The organism is Vibrio sp. YT-16 (assembly GCF_033337405.1).
GTDB classification, from domain to species: domain Bacteria; phylum Pseudomonadota; class Gammaproteobacteria; order Enterobacterales; family Vibrionaceae; genus Vibrio; species Vibrio alginolyticus.
In genome coordinates this window covers 745,692-764,964 of record NZ_JAWOQQ010000001.1, presented here as the reverse complement: position 1 = coordinate 764,964, position 19,273 = coordinate 745,692, and the positions used below count along the sequence as shown (strand labels likewise).

The 19,273-nt window shown below is 45.7% G+C and carries 17 protein-coding genes and 4 tRNA genes; 20 read left to right on the top strand and 1 reads right to left on the bottom strand.

The annotated features are described in order from the left end of the window. The 10 genes from pyrG to rpoS all read left to right on the top strand — a co-directional run. Window positions 1-1,353, top strand: a 1,353-nt coding sequence (gene pyrG / locus R7F07_RS03410) for a glutamine hydrolyzing CTP synthase (protein ID WP_318110439.1), incomplete at its 5' end; no start/stop codon positions are given. A 78-nt stretch (window positions 1,354-1,431) separates the two neighbouring features. Continuing rightward, a complete protein-coding gene (eno, locus tag R7F07_RS03405; protein ID WP_318110438.1) occupies window positions 1,432-2,733 on the top strand; it encodes a phosphopyruvate hydratase in 1,302 nt (433 codons plus the stop codon). 293 nt (window positions 2,734-3,026) lie between these two features. After that, window positions 3,027-3,308 (top strand): cell division protein FtsB, encoded by a 282-nt coding sequence (ftsB, locus tag R7F07_RS03400; RefSeq protein WP_005380907.1) that lies wholly within the window; start codon window positions 3,027-3,029, stop codon window positions 3,306-3,308. Between the two features lies 1 nt (window position 3,309). Further along, complete coding sequence (gene ispD, locus R7F07_RS03395) at window positions 3,310-4,017, top strand: 2-C-methyl-D-erythritol 4-phosphate cytidylyltransferase (RefSeq protein WP_171343184.1); 708 nt, start codon at window positions 3,310-3,312, stop codon at window positions 4,015-4,017. Window positions 4,018-4,031: 14 nt separating this feature from the next. Further along, complete coding sequence (gene ispF / locus R7F07_RS03390) at window positions 4,032-4,508, top strand: 2-C-methyl-D-erythritol 2,4-cyclodiphosphate synthase (RefSeq protein WP_053304132.1); 477 nt, start codon at window positions 4,032-4,034, stop codon at window positions 4,506-4,508. A gap of 45 nt (window positions 4,509-4,553) precedes the next feature. After that, window positions 4,554-5,597 (top strand): tRNA pseudouridine(13) synthase TruD, encoded by a 1,044-nt coding sequence (gene truD / locus R7F07_RS03385; RefSeq protein WP_171343185.1) that lies wholly within the window; start codon window positions 4,554-4,556, stop codon window positions 5,595-5,597. Next, the gene (gene surE, locus R7F07_RS03380) at window positions 5,597-6,373 is read left to right on the top strand and encodes a 5'/3'-nucleotidase SurE (protein ID WP_005380894.1); all 777 of its coding nucleotides are present in this window, start codon (window positions 5,597-5,599) and stop codon (window positions 6,371-6,373) included. Before truD ends, surE begins: the two co-directional genes overlap by 1 nt. Further along, window positions 6,373-6,999, top strand: coding sequence for a protein-L-isoaspartate(D-aspartate) O-methyltransferase (locus R7F07_RS03375; RefSeq protein WP_171343186.1), 627 nt, complete (start codon window positions 6,373-6,375; stop codon window positions 6,997-6,999). Before surE ends, R7F07_RS03375 begins: the two co-directional genes overlap by 1 nt. A 13-nt stretch (window positions 7,000-7,012) precedes the next feature. Further along, on the top strand, window positions 7,013-7,936 hold the full coding sequence (locus R7F07_RS03370) for a peptidoglycan DD-metalloendopeptidase family protein (protein ID WP_017633546.1): 924 nt from the start codon (window positions 7,013-7,015) through the stop codon (window positions 7,934-7,936). 80 nt (window positions 7,937-8,016) lie between these two features. Then, complete coding sequence (rpoS, locus tag R7F07_RS03365) at window positions 8,017-9,003, top strand: RNA polymerase sigma factor RpoS (protein WP_005380887.1); 987 nt, start codon at window positions 8,017-8,019, stop codon at window positions 9,001-9,003. Between the two features lie 82 nt (window positions 9,004-9,085). Here the strand turns inward: rpoS and mutS are convergent, their stop codons facing one another. Then, entirely contained in the window at window positions 9,086-11,647 is a 2,562-nt protein-coding gene (gene mutS, locus R7F07_RS03360) for a DNA mismatch repair protein MutS (RefSeq protein WP_025768847.1), read from the bottom strand. An 84-nt stretch (window positions 11,648-11,731) separates the two neighbouring features. Here mutS and pncC point away from each other — a divergent pair, with 84 nt between their 5' ends. The 10 genes from pncC (at window position 11,732) to R7F07_RS03310 (ending at window position 19,273) form a co-directional block, all read left to right on the top strand. Beyond that, window positions 11,732-12,214, top strand: coding sequence for a nicotinamide-nucleotide amidase (gene pncC / locus R7F07_RS03355; RefSeq protein WP_005383794.1), 483 nt, complete (start codon window positions 11,732-11,734; stop codon window positions 12,212-12,214). 200 nt (window positions 12,215-12,414) lie between these two features. Further along, window positions 12,415-13,449: a recombinase RecA gene (gene recA, locus R7F07_RS03350; protein WP_171343187.1), complete on the top strand. Its 1,035-nt coding sequence runs from the start codon at window positions 12,415-12,417 to the stop codon at window positions 13,447-13,449. A gap of 127 nt (window positions 13,450-13,576) precedes the next feature. Then, window positions 13,577-14,044 (top strand): recombination regulator RecX, encoded by a 468-nt coding sequence (gene recX / locus R7F07_RS03345; protein WP_171343188.1) that lies wholly within the window; start codon window positions 13,577-13,579, stop codon window positions 14,042-14,044. A gap of 142 nt (window positions 14,045-14,186) precedes the next feature. Further along, the gene (gene alaS, locus R7F07_RS03340; protein ID WP_005380872.1) at window positions 14,187-16,769 is read left to right on the top strand and encodes an alanine--tRNA ligase; all 2,583 of its coding nucleotides are present in this window, start codon (window positions 14,187-14,189) and stop codon (window positions 16,767-16,769) included. 212 nt (window positions 16,770-16,981) lie between these two features. After that, window positions 16,982-18,169, top strand: a complete 1,188-nt coding sequence (locus tag R7F07_RS03335; protein WP_005383803.1) for an aspartate kinase — start codon at window positions 16,982-16,984, stop codon at window positions 18,167-18,169. A gap of 92 nt (window positions 18,170-18,261) precedes the next feature. Beyond that, the gene (gene csrA, locus R7F07_RS03330; RefSeq protein ID WP_004415691.1) at window positions 18,262-18,459 is read left to right on the top strand and encodes a carbon storage regulator CsrA; all 198 of its coding nucleotides are present in this window, start codon (window positions 18,262-18,264) and stop codon (window positions 18,457-18,459) included. A 334-nt stretch (window positions 18,460-18,793) separates the two neighbouring features. Beyond that, window positions 18,794-18,885 (top strand) — tRNA-Ser (locus tag R7F07_RS03325). A 31-nt stretch (window positions 18,886-18,916) separates the two neighbouring features. Beyond that, window positions 18,917-18,993, top strand: a tRNA-Arg gene (locus tag R7F07_RS03320). A 29-nt stretch (window positions 18,994-19,022) separates the two neighbouring features. Next, window positions 19,023-19,114, top strand: a tRNA-Ser gene (locus R7F07_RS03315). Between the two features lie 85 nt (window positions 19,115-19,199). Then, a tRNA-Arg gene (locus tag R7F07_RS03310) sits at window positions 19,200-19,273 on the top strand.

Sequence of the window (19,273 nt, the reverse complement as noted above, 5' to 3'; positions counted from 1 at the left end):
GCCGACGTACTTCGTAAAGAACGTCGTGGTGACTACCTAGGCGCAACTATTCAAGTTATCCCTCATATCACTAACGCAATCAAAGATCGCGTTATTGCAGGTTCTGAAGGCCATGATGTGGCTATCGTTGAAGTTGGCGGTACTGTTGGTGATATCGAATCGCTACCATTTATGGAAGCGATTCGTCAGCTAGCTGTTGAGCTAGGCCGTGAGCGCGCAATGTTCATGCACCTAACACTTGTTCCTTACCTAGCGGCAGCGGGCGAAGTGAAAACTAAGCCGACGCAACACTCTGTAAAAGAACTTCTATCTATCGGTATTCAGCCAGATATCCTAGTTTGCCGTAGCGATCGCGTTATTCCTGCGAATGAGCGTAAAAAAATCGCACTGTTCTGTAATGTTCCAGAAAAAGCAGTAATTTCAATGAAGGATGTAGACTCTATCTACAAGATCCCTCAGTTGATTAAATCTCAAGGTCTAGATGACCTTGTGTGTGCTCGCTTTGGTATTACTGCTCCGGAAGCAGACCTTTCTGAATGGGAACAGGTTATCTACGAAGAAGCAAATCCTACTGGTGAAGTAACCATCGGTATGGTTGGTAAATACATTGAATTACCAGATGCATACAAATCTGTGAACGAAGCGCTTAAACACGCTGGCTTGAAAAACCGTCTAAGCGTCACAATTAAGTATGTAGACTCACAAGATATCGAAACAAAAGGCGTTGAACTTCTAGAAGGTTTGGACGCGATCCTAGTACCAGGTGGCTTCGGCGATCGTGGTATTGAAGGTAAGATCCGTGCGGCTCAATATGCACGTGAAAATAACGTGCCTTACCTGGGTATTTGTTTGGGTATGCAAGTTGCACTAATCGAATACGCGCGTAACGTTGCGGGTATGGAAGGTGCACATTCAACAGAATTTAACAAAGAGACGAAGTACCCTGTGGTAGGTTTGATCACAGAGTGGGTAGACGAATCAGGTAGCGTAGAAGAGCGTACTGAAAAGTCTGACCTAGGCGGTACGATGCGTCTTGGTTCACAGCTGTGTCACCTAGAGAAAGGGACTAAAGCTCGTGAACTGTACGGTAGCGCGACGATCCATGAACGTCACCGTCACCGTTACGAAGTGAATAACGTGCTTCGTCCGCAAATCGAAAAAGCAGGCCTAAAAGTATCAGGTCTATCTGCGGACAAGAAGTTAGTGGAAATGATTGAGAACCCAGCTCACCCATGGTTTGTAGCGGCTCAGTTCCACCCAGAATTCACCTCGACTCCTCGCGATGGACATCCATTGTTTGCAGGTTTTGTTAAGGCTGCGGGCCAAAACGCACGCGGCGAATTCGAGAAGTAAAAGGATACGGGCGGCGGCGAAGGTTGTGCTGCTGCCCTTTAAGATTGACATTTATATTTGAAACGAGAGGAAACATTAATGTCTAAGATCGTTAAAGTTCTAGGTCGTGAAATCATCGACTCACGTGGTAACCCAACTGTAGAAGCTGAAGTACACCTAGAAGGCGGTTTCGTAGGTATGGCGGCAGCTCCATCTGGCGCATCTACTGGTTCTCGCGAAGCTCTTGAGCTACGTGACGGTGACAAAGCACGTTTCCTAGGTAAAGGTGTTCTTAAAGCAGTTGAAGCTGTAAACGGCCCAATCGCTGAAGCTCTAGTTGGCAAAGACGCTAAAGACCAAGCTGCAATCGACGCAGTAATGATCGAACTAGACGGCACTGAAAACAAATCTAAATTCGGTGCTAACGCTATCCTAGCTGTTTCTCTAGCAAACGCTAAAGCTGCTGCTGCTGCGAAAGGCATGCCTCTATACGAGCACATCGCTGAGCTAAACGGCACTGCAGGTCAGTTCTCTATGCCTCTACCAATGATGAACATCATCAACGGTGGCGAGCACGCAGACAACAACGTTGACATCCAAGAGTTCATGATCCAACCAGTTGGCGCTAAGACTCTTAAAGAAGGTCTACGTATCGGTGCAGAAGTATTCCACAGCCTAGCTAAAGTTCTTAAGTCTAAAGGCTACAGCACTGCAGTTGGTGATGAAGGTGGTTTCGCTCCTAACCTTAAATCTAACGCTGAAGCTCTAGAAGTTATCGCAGAAGCTGTTGCAGCTGCTGGTTACGAACTAGGTAAAGACGTTACTCTAGCTATGGACTGTGCTGCATCTGAGTTCTTCGACAAAGAAGCTGGCATCTACAACATGAAAGGCGAAGGTAAAACTTTCACTTCTGAAGAGTTCAACCACTACCTAGCTGAGCTAGCTAACCAATTCCCAATCGTTTCTATCGAAGACGGTCTAGACGAGTCTGACTGGGATGGCTTCAAGCACCAAACTGAACTACTAGGTGACAAGCTTCAACTAGTAGGTGACGATCTATTCGTTACTAACACTAAGATCCTTGCTGAAGGTATCGAGAAAGGCGTAGCTAACTCTATCCTTATCAAGTTCAACCAAATCGGTTCTCTAACTGAGACTCTAGCTGCAATCAAGATGGCTAAAGACGCAGGTTACACAGCAGTAATCTCTCACCGTTCTGGCGAAACTGAAGATGCAACTATCGCTGACCTAGCGGTAGGTACAGCTGCAGGTCAAATCAAAACTGGTTCTATGAGCCGTTCTGACCGTGTTGCTAAGTACAACCAGCTAATCCGTATCGAGGAAGCTCTAGGTGAGCGCGCTCCTTTCAACGGTCTTAAAGAAGTTAAAGGTCAAGCTTAATTCTTCACTGAATTAGCAGCTTAACTTAAAGCTTTTAAAACACCCTGCTTTGGCGGGGTGTTTTTGTATCTGACATATGAGAACAGGCTTTGCTTTTTGATGTCTTTCGCTTACGTTCATTTGTGATTCCATAGAACGAGGAGAGAGAGTAGAGAAGTCTCTTTGTTTCATTTTGCTGCCTATTTCTTGTAAGGAGCGTGTGAGTCTCCCTTTCTCCCCTAGAGGCAACCTCGCATTTATGCTATATATGTCACCTTATCTAATTCCTTCCGGTACAGAATGTTAGCAGCGATATGCGAATCTTTGTTATAGCCCTTACGCTACTGTTTGGCTTGCTTCAATACACTCTATGGTTTGGTAAAAACGGAGTGTCTGACTACTACACAGTAAAAGATGAAATTGAAGTTCAGCAACAAGTGAACAGCAAGCTACAAGCTCGCAACAATGAAATGTTCGCTGAGATTGATGACTTAAGGCAAGGTCTTGATGCGATTGAAGAACGTGCGCGTCATGAGCTCGGTTTAGTTAAAGATGGCGAGACTTTTTACCGCATTATAGGTGAGGAAAACCATTAAAATGTTGGATATGAACTCATCGCATATCGCAATTGTGCCTGCTGCTGGTGTAGGGAGCAGAATGAAGGCAGATCGCCCTAAGCAATATTTATTGATCGAAGGTAAAGCGGTACTGGAACATACCGTAGAGAAACTGCTTTCTCACCCAAATATTTCTAAGGTTGTCGTTGCCGTTACTGACGGCGACCCATATTACCCAGAATTGTCCATTGCTAAGCACCCAGATGTGATTCGTGTAGCTGGTGGTAAAGAAAGAGCAGACTCTGTGTTATCAGGGCTAAACTATGTCAATGAGCATCTGGAAAGCGAGTGGGTATTAGTCCACGACGCTGCGAGGCCATGTGTATTAACATCCGACATTGACCGTTTGATTGATGTTTGCTGCGCCCACTCAACGGGTGGCATTCTCGCATCTCCTGTGAGAGATACAATGAAGCGAGCAAACGTAGTACAAGATATCGATCATACGGTAGATAGAGAAGCATTGTGGCATGCACTGACTCCACAAATGTTTAAAACTCAGCAGCTTACTCAAGCACTGGCTGACGCATTAGAACAGGGTGTAACCATTACCGATGAAGCCTCGGCTTTGGAATGGTTAGGCGAGAAGCCAGCCTTAGTTCAAGGGAATGCGAACAATATAAAAATCACTCAGCCAGAAGATCTTGCGTTAGCCGAGTTTTATCTAAGCCGTGAGCGCGGCGAATAAAGAAAGGATAGAAAATGATTCGAATTGGTCATGGTTTCGATGTACATAAATTCGGTGGTGAAGGCCCAGTCATTATTGGTGGTGTAGCAATCCCTTATGAGCAAGGTTTGATTGCTCACTCAGATGGCGATGTAGCGTTGCATGCGTTAACGGATGCTCTGCTGGGCGCGATTGCTGCCGGCGATATTGGTCGTCATTTCCCAGATACGGATGATAAATGGAAAGGCGCAAACAGTCGTGAATTACTGAAAGACGTTTACCGTCGAGTTAAAGAGCAAGGCTACCGTCTTGGCAATGCTGATGTAACCATCATGGCACAAGCGCCTAAGATGGCTCCGTACATTGAAGCCATGTGCGCAGCGATTGCCGAAGACTTGGAAACCGACATTAACAACATTAACGTAAAAGCGACGACGACAGAACGTCTTGGTTTTACTGGACGCAAAGAAGGCATTGCAACGGAAGCAGTTGTACTTCTGTTTAAGCAATAACTAGCAATTTGCTCCTCTAAGCTGTGATATCAGCGGAAACACATCATGTCAGACATTTTATCTTCATTGGCTTACCTAACAGGTAAGCCAGTTGCATCTGCAAAAATCAAAGCGCAACCAGAGCATTTTCAGGTTCGCGAAGATTTAGGTTTTGCCTTTACGGGTGAAGGCGAGCACTTAATGGTTCGTATCCGTAAAACAGGTGAGAACACCAGCTTCGTAGCTAACGAGTTAGCAAAAGCCTGTGGTGTTAAGTCGAAAGACGTCAGCTGGGCAGGTCTTAAAGACCGTCATGCTGTGACTGAACAGTGGCTAAGCGTGCATTTACCAAAAGGTGAAACCCCAGACTTTTCAGCATTTTTGGCGCAATACCCGAGCATCGAAATCCTTGCAACGGATCGTCACAACAAAAAACTGCGTCCTGGTGACTTAGTAGGGAACGAGTTCGTGGTTACTTTGTCTGAAGTGACAGATGTAGCGGATGTTGAGCAACGTCTTGAAAATGTGAAACAAGTAGGTGTGCCAAACTACTTTGGTAGTCAGCGTTTTGGTAACGATGGCAACAACCTTGAAGAAGCACGTCGATGGGGACGCGAAAACGTTCGTACCCGCAATCAAAACAAGCGCAGTATGTATTTATCAGCGGCTCGTTCGTGGATTTTCAACCGCATCGTTTCAGCTCGTCTAGAGAATGGTGTGTTTGATAAGTTCATTGATGGTGACATTGCACAGACGAATTCTGGCACTCAGTTGATTGATGCAAACAACATCGCTGCTCTGCAAGTGCAATTTGCACAAGGTGAAGCGGCAATTACCGCTGCGCTTGCTGGCGATAATGCACTGCCTACTCAAGCCGAGGCTCTGGCATTAGAGCAACCGTTTTTAGACGAAGAGCCTGACCTCATGGCGTTGATTCGTGGTAATCGCATGCGCCACGATCGTCGCGATATTGCGCTGAAGCCAAAAGATTTAGCTTGGACGGTTGAAGGTAACAACATTACGCTGACTTTCTCACTGGATGCGGGATCTTTTGCGACCTCTATTGTTCGTGAGTTAGTTAATGAGGTTGAAGTAGAAAGAGAATACTAATGGAACAGGATTCACGAAACCCGAAGCCCTTAAGAGTCTTAATCAGCAATGATGATGGTGTTCATGCACAAGGGATTCATGCCCTCGCTGATGAGTTGAGAGATATCGCCGAAGTGACCATTGTCGCACCTGATCGAAATCGTTCAGGTGCTTCGAATTCACTCACATTAGAACAACCATTACGCGTGACTGAAATTGCCCCAAATATCTACTCAGTGCAAGGCACGCCCACGGATTGTGTGCATTTCGCGCTGAATGAGCTAATGAAAGATGATTTGCCTGATCTTGTTCTGTCAGGAATCAACCATGGCGCTAATTTGGGTGATGATGTTCTTTATTCTGGAACAGTAGCAGCCGCCATGGAAGGTCATTTCCTTGGCGTTCAGTCGGTGGCTTTTTCTCTAGTGGGTAAGCGACATTTCGAATCCGCCGCTAAAATTGCACGTCAAATTGTACAACAGCATTTAGCGTCGCCGATTCCAACGAATCGTCTACTGAACGTAAACGTGCCTGACTTACCATCAGAGAATTTAGGTGAAATTGAAGTGACTCGCTTAGGTGCTCGTCATCACGCTGAGAATATGATCAAGCAGAAAGATCCGAGAGGCCATGACATTTATTGGTTAGGGCCACCAGGAAAGGAGCAAGATGCAGGAGAGGGCACGGACTTTTATGCAATTGAGCATGGCCGAGTTTCAATGACGCCTCTGCAAGTTGATCTCACCGCTCACGAGTCGCTGCGTGCTATGGATAGTTGGTTAAAGGAAGAGAAGTAATGAGTAACCCACATGCTGACAGGTTGATAGCGTTTCTTATCTCCAGTGGCATCAAAGACCAAAGAGTTCTGGATGTTATCCAACGCTTGCCACGAGAAAGCTTTGTTTCTCAAGCGATGATGCACCAAGCCTATGATAACAATGCGTTACCAATTGGTCAGGGACAAACTATTTCTCAGCCTTATATCGTTGCTCGTATGACCGAGTTGCTTGAGCTAGAACCGGCGAGTCGTGTTCTGGAAATCGGAACGGGATCGGGTTATCAAACCGCGGTACTGGCGCAAATTGTTGATCATGTATACTCCGTTGAGCGAATTAAATCGTTGCAATGGGAAGCAAAGCGTCGCCTGAAGCAATTGGATATCTACAATGTTTCAACTAAGCATGCTGATGGGTGGCAGGGCTGGGAAGCGCGAGGTCCTTTCGATGCTATTATTGTTACCGCTGCCGCTGAAGTGATTCCCCAAGCTCTTCTCTCACAATTAAGAGATGGCGGCAAAATGGTCATTCCTGTTGGAGATACGGAACAACAGTTATTAAAAATAGAGCGTAAGGGAGACGAATATCTCTCTACCGTTGTAGAAATGGTTCGGTTCGTACCTCTGGTTGCGGGTGATTTAGCTTAAGGGTTAGGGATAGGTGAATAAGTTACTACGTCATATTGGTATTAGCTTTGTGTTTGCTGCAGGACTAGTTGGTTGTGCAGCGCATTCCCCTGCACCTGTCTCTAGCCTAAAAAAAGACTATTCAAGCCTTGAAAGAGGGAGTTACAGAGGGAGTTATTATGAGGTAAAAAAAGGCGATACACTTTACTTCATAGCTTATGTCACAGATAAAGATGTAAATGATCTTGTTCGTTACAATGAGTTAACTCAGCCTTACACTATCTACCCAGGACAGAGGCTAAAACTTTGGGCTCCGAAATATGTCGCCCCTAAATATGGTCAAAAAGTTGAACCCGTTGTGGCTCCTGTTGTTACGACACCCCCAGCTCCAGTGACGAAAACATCAACAGCCTCTAAACCCAAACCTTCGAGTAAAAACTCTAGTCAAAAACCTACAGAGACTAAGCCTAAAGTCGTACAAAAACAGCCTCCAAAGAAGGTTGAACAATCGAAAACAAAGGAGTATGTTGGTTCAAAAGATAACCAAAAAGTGAAGCAAAAAGCGCCAACTACCACAGCAAAGAGTGATAAAGTCTCAAAGTGGTTGTGGCCAACAAAAGGGAGAGTAATCAAGAACTTTTCGGCGGGAGAACAGGGAAATAAAGGTATCGACATCGCAGGACAGCGTGGTCAACCTATCGTTTCAACCGCAGCCGGCACAGTCGTTTATTCAGGCAATGCGCTACGAGGTTATGGCAACTTAATTATAGTAAAGCATAACGACAATTATTTAAGCGCATACGCACATAATGACAAACTGCTGGTCACAGAAGGACAAAGCGTAAAAAGCGGACAAAAAATCGCCACCATGGGTAGTTCAGGTGCAAAGTCGGTCAAACTACACTTTGAAATTCGCTATCAAGGTAAATCAGTGAATCCAAAACGCTATTTGCCTTAAAACTTTGAAAAACAACTTGCGACATCATTTAGCGACATATTGAGTTGTCATGTCTTGCTAACTCGCCAGGGGGAGGCGTTATGAGTATCAGCAACACAGTAACCAAAGTTGAAGAGTTTGCATTTGACAATGCGTCAGTGAAGACCATTGATAACGAACTCGAAAGATCATCATCCACAGAAAGCAAAGCGACTGCGCGTGAAGAATTTGACGCGAGCAGTAAAAGCTTAGATGCAACTCAGTTGTATTTGGGCGAAATTGGCTTCTCACCTTTACTTACTGCCGAAGAAGAAGTGCTTTACGCAAGACGCGCCCTACGTGGCGACGAAGCGGCACGCAAACGTATGATCGAAAGTAACCTACGTTTGGTTGTTAAGATTTCTCGTCGATACAGTAACCGTGGTCTAGCACTACTTGATCTGATTGAAGAAGGTAACCTCGGCTTGATCCGAGCGGTCGAAAAATTCGACCCAGAACGTGGTTTCCGTTTCTCTACTTACGCAACGTGGTGGATCCGACAAACGATAGAGCGAGCGTTGATGAACCAAACTCGCACGATCCGTCTACCTATCCATGTAGTGAAAGAGCTGAACATTTATCTGCGTACTGCGCGTGAACTTTCTCAAAAGCTCGATCACGAACCGACCGCAGAGGAAATTGCTGCTCAATTAGATATTCCAGTCGAAGACGTAAGCAAAATGTTACGCCTTAATGAGCGTATTAGCTCTGTCGACACGCCAATCGGTGGTGACGGTGAGAAAGCGCTGCTGGATATTATTCCTGATGCAAACAACTCTGATCCAGAAGTTTCGACTCAAGATGACGACATCAAATCATCGTTGATTCATTGGTTAGAAGAGTTGAATCCGAAACAGAAAGAAGTGCTTGCACGACGCTTCGGCCTACTAGGCTATGAGCCTTCGACGCTGGAAGAAGTTGGTCGAGAGATTGGTCTGACACGTGAGCGAGTACGTCAAATACAAGTGGAAGGTTTACGTCGTCTTCGTGAAGTCCTAATCAAACAAGGTTTGAATATGGAAAACTTGTTTAACGTAGAAGACGATTAAATAATCCGTATTTCACTAGATACACAAAAGGCTATGGTTCCCCATAGCCTTTTTTCTTTTTTGCTCGTCGGTGTGAGTCTGTTTACAGCATCTTCTTCAAGCGATACAGCTCTTCAAGAGCTTGGCGTGGCGTTAAGTCGTCAGGGTCAATACCTGACAGAGCTTGTTCGACCTCGCTAGGCTCTGGAATCAGGCTCAACTGGTTAGCCACATCTACTGCACTTGGACGTGGTGTGTCACTGTTTTGCCCCAGTAGCTCTAGCTGAGATAGCTTGTTACGCGCATTTTTGATGACCGTTTTTGGTACGCCTGCTAAGCCCGCAACAGCCAGACCGTAAGACTTACTTGCCGCACCTTCTTGAACTGCGTGCATAAAGGCAATGCTATCTCCATGTTCTACGGCATCCAAGTGAACGTTCGCTAAGTTTGGCAGCTGGCTTGGTAACTCTGTTAATTCGAAGTAGTGGGTTGCAAATAGGGTCATCGCACCAATTTGTGTTGCGAGCCATTCCGCACTTGCCCAAGCTAAAGACAGACCGTCGTAAGTACTAGTACCACGTCCGATTTCATCCATTAGCACCAAACTATTCTTAGTTGCGTTGTGAAGAATATTGGCTGTTTCGGTCATTTCTACCATGAAGGTCGAGCGGCCAGATGCAAGATCATCTGACGCACCAATACGAGTAAATATACGATCTAAAGAACCAATCTGTGCGGATTCTGCCGGTACATAAGAGCCGATATGTGCCATCAATGCAATCAGCGCAGTTTGACGCATGTAGGTTGATTTACCACCCATGTTTGGACCGGTAATGATCAACATCTTACGGGCTGGGTTCAGCTCAATTGGGTTCGCGATGAACGGCTCTGTTGTTACTTGTTCTACGACTGGATGACGACCAGCTTGAATGTGAATTCCTGCGTCTTTCACAAGCGTTGGGCGGCAGTAATCTAACGAATCTGCACGCTCTGCTAGGTTTTGTAATACATCCAGTTGAGACAGAGCAGAAGCTAGGTTTTGCAGCTTCTCAAGGTTTGGCATCAATAGATCAAACAGTTCTTCCCACAACTGTTTCTCAAGTGCTAACGCTTTAGATTTCGAGTTAAGTACTTTGTCTTCGTGTTCCTTAAGCTCTGGGATGATGTAGCGTTCAGCGTTTTTGAGTGTTTGGCGACGTACATAATGCGGTGGAACCAAATGGCTCTGGCCACGGCTCACTTGGATAAAGAAGCCATGAACGTTGTTATAGCCTACTTTAAGCGTATCGATACCGTGTCGTTCACGCTCATCTCGCTCAAGCTGCTCAAGATATTCTGTTGCACCGTCTGCCAATTTTCGCCATTCATCGAGCTCCGCATTGTAGCCTTCAGCGATGACGCCACCATCACGAATAACAACCGGCGGATTTTCTTTAATCGCGCGCTCTAACAGGTCACATACTTCGTCAATCGGAGCTGCATACTTCGCCAATTTCGTTAGGTACGGATGGGTCAAAGAAGCGGTGACAGATTCTAGCTCTGGTAGCTGTTGCATGGCATTGCGAAGTCTAGCCATATCGCGAGGGCGAGCAGAGCGTAATGCAAGGCGCGCTAAGATACGTTCAATATCACCAATTTGCTTTAACGTTGGTTGAAGATCGGCAAACAGAGCTTGTTCTTTAATCTCACCAATCGCATCAAGGCGATTGTTTAACGTTTCAATGCAACGCATAGGCTGATGCAACCAACGCTTCAGCATTCGGCTGCCCATCGGAGTTGCACAATGGTCGAGTACTGCAGCGAGCGTGTTATCGGTTCCGCCTGCTAGATTTTGAGTAATTTCCAGATTACGTCGGGTAGCAGCATCAAGGATGACGGATTGATCCTGATGATCAAACGTTAAAGAGCGAATATGAGGTAAAGCCGTACGTTGAGTATCTTTTACGTACTGGATCAAACAACCAGCAGCACATAACCCTAAGGACGCATGTTCTACACCAAAACCAACCAGATCTTTTGTGCCAAATTGTTGATTGAGTTGTTGCTTAGCCGTATCAAGCTCAAACTCCCAGACTGGGCGACGACGGTTACCATTGCGGCCCGCCATTAAATGTACAGGTTCAAAATCTTCTGGGAACAGTAGCTCACGTGGTGCAGTACGTTGAAGCTCGGCTGTCATCGCTTCTTCAGTCTCTGGTTCTGTCAGTTGGAAGCGACCAGAGGTGACATCCAGCGTCGCATAACCGAACTTACCGTTGTGATGGTAAATTGCTGCGATTAAGTTATCGACACGCTCAGAAAGCAGCGCTTCATCCGTCACAGTACCTGGTGTCACGATACGCACAACTTTACGTTCTACCGGTCCCTTGCTGGTGGCCGGATCGCCAATCTGTTCACAGATCGCCACAGACTCACCAAGCTGAACAAGTTTTGCCAGGTAGCCCTCTACGGCGTGAAATGGCACACCCGCCATTGGGATAGGTTCACCTGCAGACGCACCACGTTTGGTCAATGAAATATCAAGAAGCTGAGAAGCTCGCTTGGCATCATCGTAAAAGAGTTCGTAGAAATCGCCCATGCGGTAGAACAGCAAAATCTCTGGGTTCTCAGCTTTTAGCTTGAGGTATTGCTGCATCATCGGAGTGTGTTTTTGTTCAGCTTTCACAGGTAAGTTCTTTTGTTTATTTCCGTAGCGGCTTAGGATACGTGAATCCCTATCAAGTAAAAAGAGACAAAGGGCATTTTGGCTATGGAAAAAACAACAAAATTGAGTGCCGATTTAGGCGCATTATTGGCTAAACACGGGCATGTTTTAACAACCGCAGAATCATGCACAGGTGGTGGTGTTGCAACCGCCATTACTGACATTGCTGGTAGTTCAGCTTGGCTTGACCGTGCGTTCGTCACCTACAGTAATGAAGCGAAAATGGAGATGCTTGGTGTGCAAGCTTCAACGTTAGAAGCGCATGGTGCAGTGAGTGAGCCAGTTGTGATTGAAATGGTGCAGGGTGCAATTAAAAACTCCAATGCCACCATCGGTGTGTCCATCAGTGGTATTGCAGGGCCGGGTGGTGGCAGTGAAGAGAAACCAGTCGGCATGGTCTGCTTTGCTTTTGCTGATAACCAAAGTTGGCAGCAAGTCGAAACCATGCATTTCTCTGGTGACCGTGCAGAAGTTCGCAAAAAAGCGGTCGAGCACGCGCTGACTCAATTGTATCAACATCTGCTCTAGAATTTCTTAACTTGTTTTAGCCCAGCATTGATAAGGGCTAGAGCAAATCATGACTTTAGGTCAGCCAAATTTTTTTCATACAGGTATGGACACTGTATGAATCAACAGTATAATAACTTTCATTGCTGAGCAGTTCTTCTGCTTAAGAAAAATGAATTACTATTCGTCGCCCAAAGAAGATGAATAAATCGGAGAAAGTAATGGACGAGAACAAACAGAAAGCGCTCGCCGCTGCGCTAGGTCAAATTGAAAAGCAATTCGGTAAAGGCTCTATCATGCGCCTTGGTGATAACCGCGCAATGGACGTAGAAACCATCTCAACGGGTTCTCTTTCTCTTGATATCGCTTTGGGTGCTGGTGGTCTACCAATGGGTCGTATCGTAGAAATCTACGGCCCAGAATCTTCAGGTAAAACAACATTAACGCTTGAGCTTATTGCTGCTGCGCAACGTGAAGGCAAAACGTGTGCGTTTATCGATGCAGAGCATGCTCTAGATCCTGTATACGCGAAGAAACTTGGCGTAGATATCGATGCATTGCTAGTTTCTCAGCCAGACACAGGTGAGCAAGCTCTAGAGATCTGTGACGCACTTGCACGTTCTGGTGCTATCGATGTTATGGTTGTCGACTCTGTTGCAGCACTAACACCGAAAGCAGAAATCGAAGGCGAAATGGGCGATAGCCACATGGGTCTGCAAGCACGTATGCTTTCTCAAGCAATGCGTAAGCTAACGGGTAACCTAAAGCAGTCTAACTGTATGTGTATCTTCATCAACCAAATCCGTATGAAGATTGGTGTGATGTTTGGTAACCCAGAAACAACAACAGGTGGTAACGCACTTAAGTTCTACGCTTCTGTTCGTCTAGATATCCGTCGTACTGGCGCAATCAAAGAAGGTGACGAAGTGGTAGGTAACGAAACGCGCATCAAAGTTGTTAAGAATAAGATTGCAGCACCATTTAAAGAAGCAAACACACAAATCATGTACGGCCAAGGCTTTAACCGCGAAGGTGAACTTGTCGATCTAGGTGTGAAGCACAAGTTAGTTGAAAAAGCCGGTGCTTGGTATAGCTACAATGGCGATAAGATTGGTCAAGGTAAAGCGAATGCGTGTAACTACCTGCGTGAGCATCCTGAAGTGGCTAAAACTATCGATACAAAACTTCGTGAAATGTTGCTAGCGCCAGCACTTGCGGAAGCGCCTGAAGCGCCAGAGCAAGCTGAAGAGTTTTAATCTCTCATAGATTAATAAATGACAAAGCCCTGCAATGCGGGGCTTTGTTGTATCTATTGAAATCAAAAATCGAATTATCACAAAGGCCATTGAGAGCCTGTACAGCAAAAATACTTTTAGGATCATCATGTACCAAAAACGCCAGGCGCCAACATTATCGAGCAAAGAGGCTGCTATCCAATTGCTTAGCCGTCGCGATCATGGTCAGTATGAGCTTTACCAAAAATTATCGATGAAGGGCTATGAAGAATCAGACATCGACATCGCAATTAATTTTTGCCTAGACCATAACTATTTAGATGATTTACGTTACGCGAAGAGTCAAATTAGACAGCATGTATACAAAGGACATGGAGAGCGTCGAATTCGTCAAGAGTTAAACCAGAAGCGTGTTGCGGAATCGGTGATTGAGCAAGCTATGGCTGAAGAGCCGCAAGATTGGTTTGAACTGGCTAAACAGGCGGCAGAAAAGAAATTCAAAGGTGTTAAAGCCAAAGACCAAAAAGAGTACGCAAAACAAGTTCGTTTTCTGCAGTATCGCGGCTACAGTTTTGACCAAATCAGCAACGCGCTGAGCTTTGAGGACGAAGATTAACGGTCAGTCGTCCGCACTGATTTTTGTTTTGCTTCAAATTTTTTCTCCTACTCCCTCTTTTCCTCAAGAAAACTAGTCTCAGCTGTTTGCATGATCTACAATACGGCAAAATTCTAACTCGACTATTTTCAGGAAGAGCTGCATGTACATGAGCACTGATGAGGTTCGTAACGCGTTCCTCAAGTTCTTTGAGAGCAAAGGACACCAAATCGTAGAAAGTTCATCGTTAGTTCCACATAACGACCCAACCCTGCTGTTCACAAACGCAGGTATGAACCAATTTAAAGATTGTTTCTTAGGCTTAGAAAAACGAGCCTACACTCGAGCGACTACGGCTCAGCGTTGCGTACGTGCTGGTGGTAAACATAACGACCTAGAAAATGTTGGCTTTACTGCTCGTCACCACACATTCTTTGAAATGTTAGGCAACTTCAGCTTTGGCGACTACTTCAAAGAAGATGCGATCTCCTTTGCTTGGGAATTCCTAACCGAAGTTCTTAAACTGCCAGCGGATCGTTTATTGGTAACTGTTTACGAAACCGATGACGAAGCGTTTGACATCTGGAACAAGAAAGTTGGCGTGCCCGCTGATCGTATTGTTCGCATTGGTGATAAAGAAGGCGGCAAGCCGTACGAGTCTGATAACTTCTGGCAAATGGGCGACACTGGCCCCTGTGGTCCATGTACTGAAATCTTCTACGATCACGGTGAGCACATCTGGGGTGGCCGTCCTGGCACGCCTGAAGAAGATGGTGACCGTTTCATCGAGATCTGGAACAACGTATTCATGCAGTTCAATCGTCACGCAGACGGCACTATGGAACCGCTACCCAAACCATCGGTAGATACTGGTATGGGTATCGAGCGTATCTCTGCAATCATGCAGGGCGTTCACTCAAACTACGAAATTGATGTATTCCAAGCTCTTATCAAAGCAGCAGCAGAAGTGATCGGTTACGAAGACCTATCAAACCAATCACTACGCGTTATCGCTGACCACATCCGTTCATGTTCATTCCTGATCGTGGATGGCGTTATGCCTTCAAACGAAGGTCGTGGTTACGTATTACGCCGTATCATCCGTCGCGCAGTTCGTCACGGTAACAAGCTGGGCGCACAAGGTGCATTCTTCCACAAGTTGGTTGGCGTACTGGCAGACATCATGGGTACGGCTGGTGAAGAGCTGAAGCGTCAACAAGCTGTGGTTGAAAAAGTACTGCGTATCGAAGAAGAAAACTTTGGTCGTACACTTGAGCGCGGTATGGCGATTCTAAACGAAGCATTAGATAACCTAGACGGTAAAGTACTGGACGGCGAAACCGTATTTAAACTTTACGACACTTACGGCTTCCCAGCTGACTTAACTAACGACGTTGCACGTGAGCGTGAGTTCGCAATCGACGAAGAAGGTTTTGAGAAAGCGATGGAAGAGCAGCGTCAACGTGCGCGTGAAGCGGGTAACTTTGGTACTGACTACAACGCAGCAATCAAAGTTGATACGCAAACAGAATTCTGTGGTTACACAGGTACTAAAGGCTCTAGTTCTGTAGCAGCGATGTTCGTTGAAGGCAACGAAGTAGATTCGCTATCTGCGGGCGACAAAGCAATCATCGTACTTGGTGAAACACCATTCTACGCAGAGTCAGGCGGTCAGTGTGGTGACGCTGGTGAAATCCGTACTGAGTCTGGTGTATTCCGCGTTGAGGACACTCAAAAACTAGGTAACGCAATCGCGCACCACGGTGTAATGGCAGAAGGCGTTCTAGCGAAAGGTGATGAAGTAGCAACTATCGTTGACGCAGAGCGTCGCGCAGCTATCTCTCTAAACCACTCAGCAACGCACTTGCTACACGCAGCACTACGCCAGGTTTTAGGTGAGCACGTAACGCAGAAAGGCTCATTGGTGAAGGCAGACAACCTACGTTTCGACTTCTCGCATCTAGAAGCCGTAACCGCAGCAGAGTTGAAAGAAGTTGAGCGCCTAGTTAACGCGCAAATTCGTCGCAACCACACGATTGAAACCAACGTGATGGACATTGAGTCTGCTAAGAAGAAAGGCGCAATGGCTCTATTCGGCGAGAAGTACGACGACGAAGTACGCGTACTATCTATGGGCGACTTCTCGACAGAGCTTTGCGGTGGTATTCACGCATCAAGCACAGGTGATATTGGCCTATTCAAAATCACTTCAGAAAGCGGCATTGCTGCAGGTATTCGACGTATTGAGGCGGTAACAGGCGAGGCTGCATTAGACGCGATTGAAGCTCAAAACGCGAAGTACGAAGAGAAACTGGCAGAATCTGCACAGAAAGCAAAAGCGCTAGAGAAAGAAGTGCAGAAGCTAAAAGATAAGATGGCGGCAGCAGAAAGCGCTAACATCATGGGCAAAGCGGTTGAAGTCAATGGTACAAAAGTTCTAGTCGCAGCTCTTGAAGGCGCTGACAGCAAGAACCTACGTACTATGGTTGATGACATCAAGAACCAAATGGGGTCTGGTGTCGTACTGCTTGCTAACGTAACAGGTGACAAGGTTGGCCTGATTGCTGGTGTGACTAAAGATCTAACTGGTAAAGTAAAAGCTGGTGATCTAGTTAAGATGATTGCTGAGCAAGTCGGTGGTAAGGGCGGTGGTCGTCCTGACATGGCTCAAGCTGGTGGTACTGATGTAGCCGCACTACCAGAGGCAATTAAAACAGTTCAGCCTTGGTTAGAAGAGCGCTTATAAGCTTTTAACTACTAAAATTACGCTCAATCAAGTTTCTTTGATTGAGCGTAATTTTTTTTAGCAGCCAAGTGGTTTAATTGACCAAAAGTTAACCGAGTCATTTAGGCTATTTGGTTTTTGTTGTAACTACTGCTTATATAATTTTTCTAAAAGGAAATACTGACGATGTAAGCAGTTCTAAAGAGACTTCGGTCTTGGGAAGGTGAAGACTGGTGAAAAAGCCCCTTATCGTGCAAAAGTTTGGCGGAACCTCCGTGGGTTCAATTGAAAGAATCCACCAAGTTGCTGAACACATCATTAAGGCGAAAAATGATGGCAATCAAGTTGTTGTTGTCGTGTCTGCAATGTCAGGCGAAACAAACAGACTGATGGACCTCGCTAAACAGATAGATAGCGTGCCTACAGCTCGAGAACTTGATGTTTTGCTCTCTGCTGGTGAGCAAGTGTCAATGGCACTGTTAGCAATGACACTCAATAAATTGGGTCATGCTGCACGCTCGCTTACCGGAGCACAGGCGAATATTGTGACGGATAATCAACACAATGACGCAACGATTAAACACATTGATACTAAGACAATTCTGGGATTGCTTGAGCAAGACCAAATCGTGATTGTTGCAGGCTTTCAAGGTGTGAATGAGAACGGGGATATCACCACATTAGGTCGAGGTGGCTCAGATACGAGCGCAGTGGCACTGGCAGGCGCATTGCGCGCTGATGAGTGTCAAATCTTTACCGACGTTGATGGTATTTATACTTGTGACCCACGTGTAGTGAAAAACGCGCGAAAATTGGCGGTTATCGATTTTCCTTCCATGGAAGCGATGGCAAGCCGAGGCGCGAAAGTATTACATTTACCTTCAGTGCAATTTGCATGGAAGAATAATGTGCCACTGCGCGTGCTTTCGACATTTGATGTTAATGAAGGCAGTCTGGTAAAGGGGGAGTTAGGCAATCAAGCCGTCTCTGGTATAGCCATTCAACGTGACCTTGCCATAATCGAAGTCGATAAAGAACATTTATCTAGTGCTACAAAACAATGTCAGATGTTGGGTATCGACATTTGGAATGTGATCGAGGAAACAGAACGGGCAGGTATCATGATAAAACAAGATGCATGTGCCAAGTTCGATCTGGTGTTCAGCGACAAAATCCGTAATAGTGAAGTGGTAAGCCTGTTGACCGCAGTGGGGCTTGAGGCCAATGGAATGGTAGAGCACGCATGCGATTTGTTGGCAAAGCGAGATATTGAGATCAATTTCAGCGCAACGAATGCACTCACTATGATGCTAGTTTTAGCACCCGAATGTGTGGATACAGCAGCAAACATTCTGCATGATGCTTACATTACGTCTAGTGAAGCATTAAACATTCAACAAAAACATGCCTTTTTAGGCTGATTTTCGCTAACAAGGTAGTTTACGAAAATATAACTTTTGTTGGATAATAGCTTTGTAGCAAGAAAATTTAGAGATTACTCAAGGAGCAAAGAATGCTAATTTTGACTCGCCGCGTAGGCGAAACACTGATGATTGGTGATGAAGTGACTGTAACTGTACTAGGTGTTAAAGGTAACCAAGTGCGTATCGGCGTTAACGCTCCGAAAGAGGTTTCAGTTCACCGTGAAGAAATCTACATGCGCATTCAAGCTGAAAAAGGCAATGGCAACGTTGCTTCAGGTAACTACTAAGTCGCTCCTGTTTACAGAGCTTAGTTTGAATGAAAAAGGCTAACCGAAGGGTTGGCCTTTTTAGTTTTTACTGTTTTTGAAAATTTGCAGAAACTATTGTGTTGAGTATGGCTGTGAATTCATCAATAATATTGATTCGAACTTCAGAAAGTTATTTGAAAATAAATGTCTTTTTTTCAGAGAAGACTCTCTTTTTTTCATCATAATAGAGTGATAAAGTTCGTTTAATAGTCACTTTGATTAAATCAGCAACGGTTAAGCCAGTTTCGTAGATTTTTTCAAAGAAAGTGTTTGACATATTTTCGGTAAAACGTAATATGTGCCTCCGCAAGACGGTGAGGTGGCCGAGAGGCTGAAGGCGCTCCCCTGCTAAGGGAGTATACGGTTTATCCCGTATCGAGGGTTCGAATCCCTCCTTCACCGCCATTCTTGCAACGTTGATTTATCAACAAAAAGTGCGTCCTTAGCTCAGCTGGATAGAGTACCTGGCTACGAACCAGGCGGTCGGAGGTTCGAATCCTCCAGGACGCGCCATATCTCTTTTGAGATATAACAATGAAAACGGTGAGGTGGCCGAGAGGCTGAAGGCGCTCCCCTGCTAAGGGAGTATACGGTTTATCCCGTATCGAGGGTTCGAATCCCTCCTTCACCGCCATTCATTGACTGGCCCGATGGCCTTTTTTTTGTTTCGTAAGAAATGAATGTGATTTACTTCACAACTTCTTAGCAAGAAGATCTGCGCGTCCTTAGCTCAGCTGGATAGAGTACCTGGCTACGAACCAGGCGGTCGGAGGTTCGAATCCTCCAGGACGCG

What these genes read in the sequence shown, in the direction of transcription:
- csrA (WP_004415691.1), top strand. Translation starts at nt 18,262, where the DNA reads ATGCTAATTTTGACTCGCCGCGTAGGCGAAACACTGATGATTGGTGAT.
- surE (WP_005380894.1), top strand. Translation starts at nt 5,597, where the DNA reads ATGGAACAGGATTCACGAAACCCGAAGCCCTTAAGAGTCTTAATCAGC.
- recA (WP_171343187.1), top strand. Translation starts at nt 12,415, where the DNA reads ATGGACGAGAACAAACAGAAAGCGCTCGCCGCTGCGCTAGGTCAAATT.
- ftsB (WP_005380907.1), top strand. Translation starts at nt 3,027, where the DNA reads ATGCGAATCTTTGTTATAGCCCTTACGCTACTGTTTGGCTTGCTTCAA.
- alaS (WP_005380872.1), top strand. Translation starts at nt 14,187, where the DNA reads ATGTACATGAGCACTGATGAGGTTCGTAACGCGTTCCTCAAGTTCTTT.
- ispF (WP_053304132.1), top strand. Translation starts at nt 4,032, where the DNA reads ATGATTCGAATTGGTCATGGTTTCGATGTACATAAATTCGGTGGTGAA.
- recX (WP_171343188.1), top strand. Translation starts at nt 13,577, where the DNA reads ATGTACCAAAAACGCCAGGCGCCAACATTATCGAGCAAAGAGGCTGCT.
- pncC (WP_005383794.1), top strand. Translation starts at nt 11,732, where the DNA reads ATGGAAAAAACAACAAAATTGAGTGCCGATTTAGGCGCATTATTGGCT.
- truD (WP_171343185.1), top strand. Translation starts at nt 4,554, where the DNA reads ATGTCAGACATTTTATCTTCATTGGCTTACCTAACAGGTAAGCCAGTT.
- eno (WP_318110438.1), top strand. Translation starts at nt 1,432, where the DNA reads ATGTCTAAGATCGTTAAAGTTCTAGGTCGTGAAATCATCGACTCACGT.
- ispD (WP_171343184.1), top strand. Translation starts at nt 3,310, where the DNA reads ATGTTGGATATGAACTCATCGCATATCGCAATTGTGCCTGCTGCTGGT.
- rpoS (WP_005380887.1), top strand. Translation starts at nt 8,017, where the DNA reads ATGAGTATCAGCAACACAGTAACCAAAGTTGAAGAGTTTGCATTTGAC.
- R7F07_RS03375 (WP_171343186.1), top strand. Translation starts at nt 6,373, where the DNA reads ATGAGTAACCCACATGCTGACAGGTTGATAGCGTTTCTTATCTCCAGT.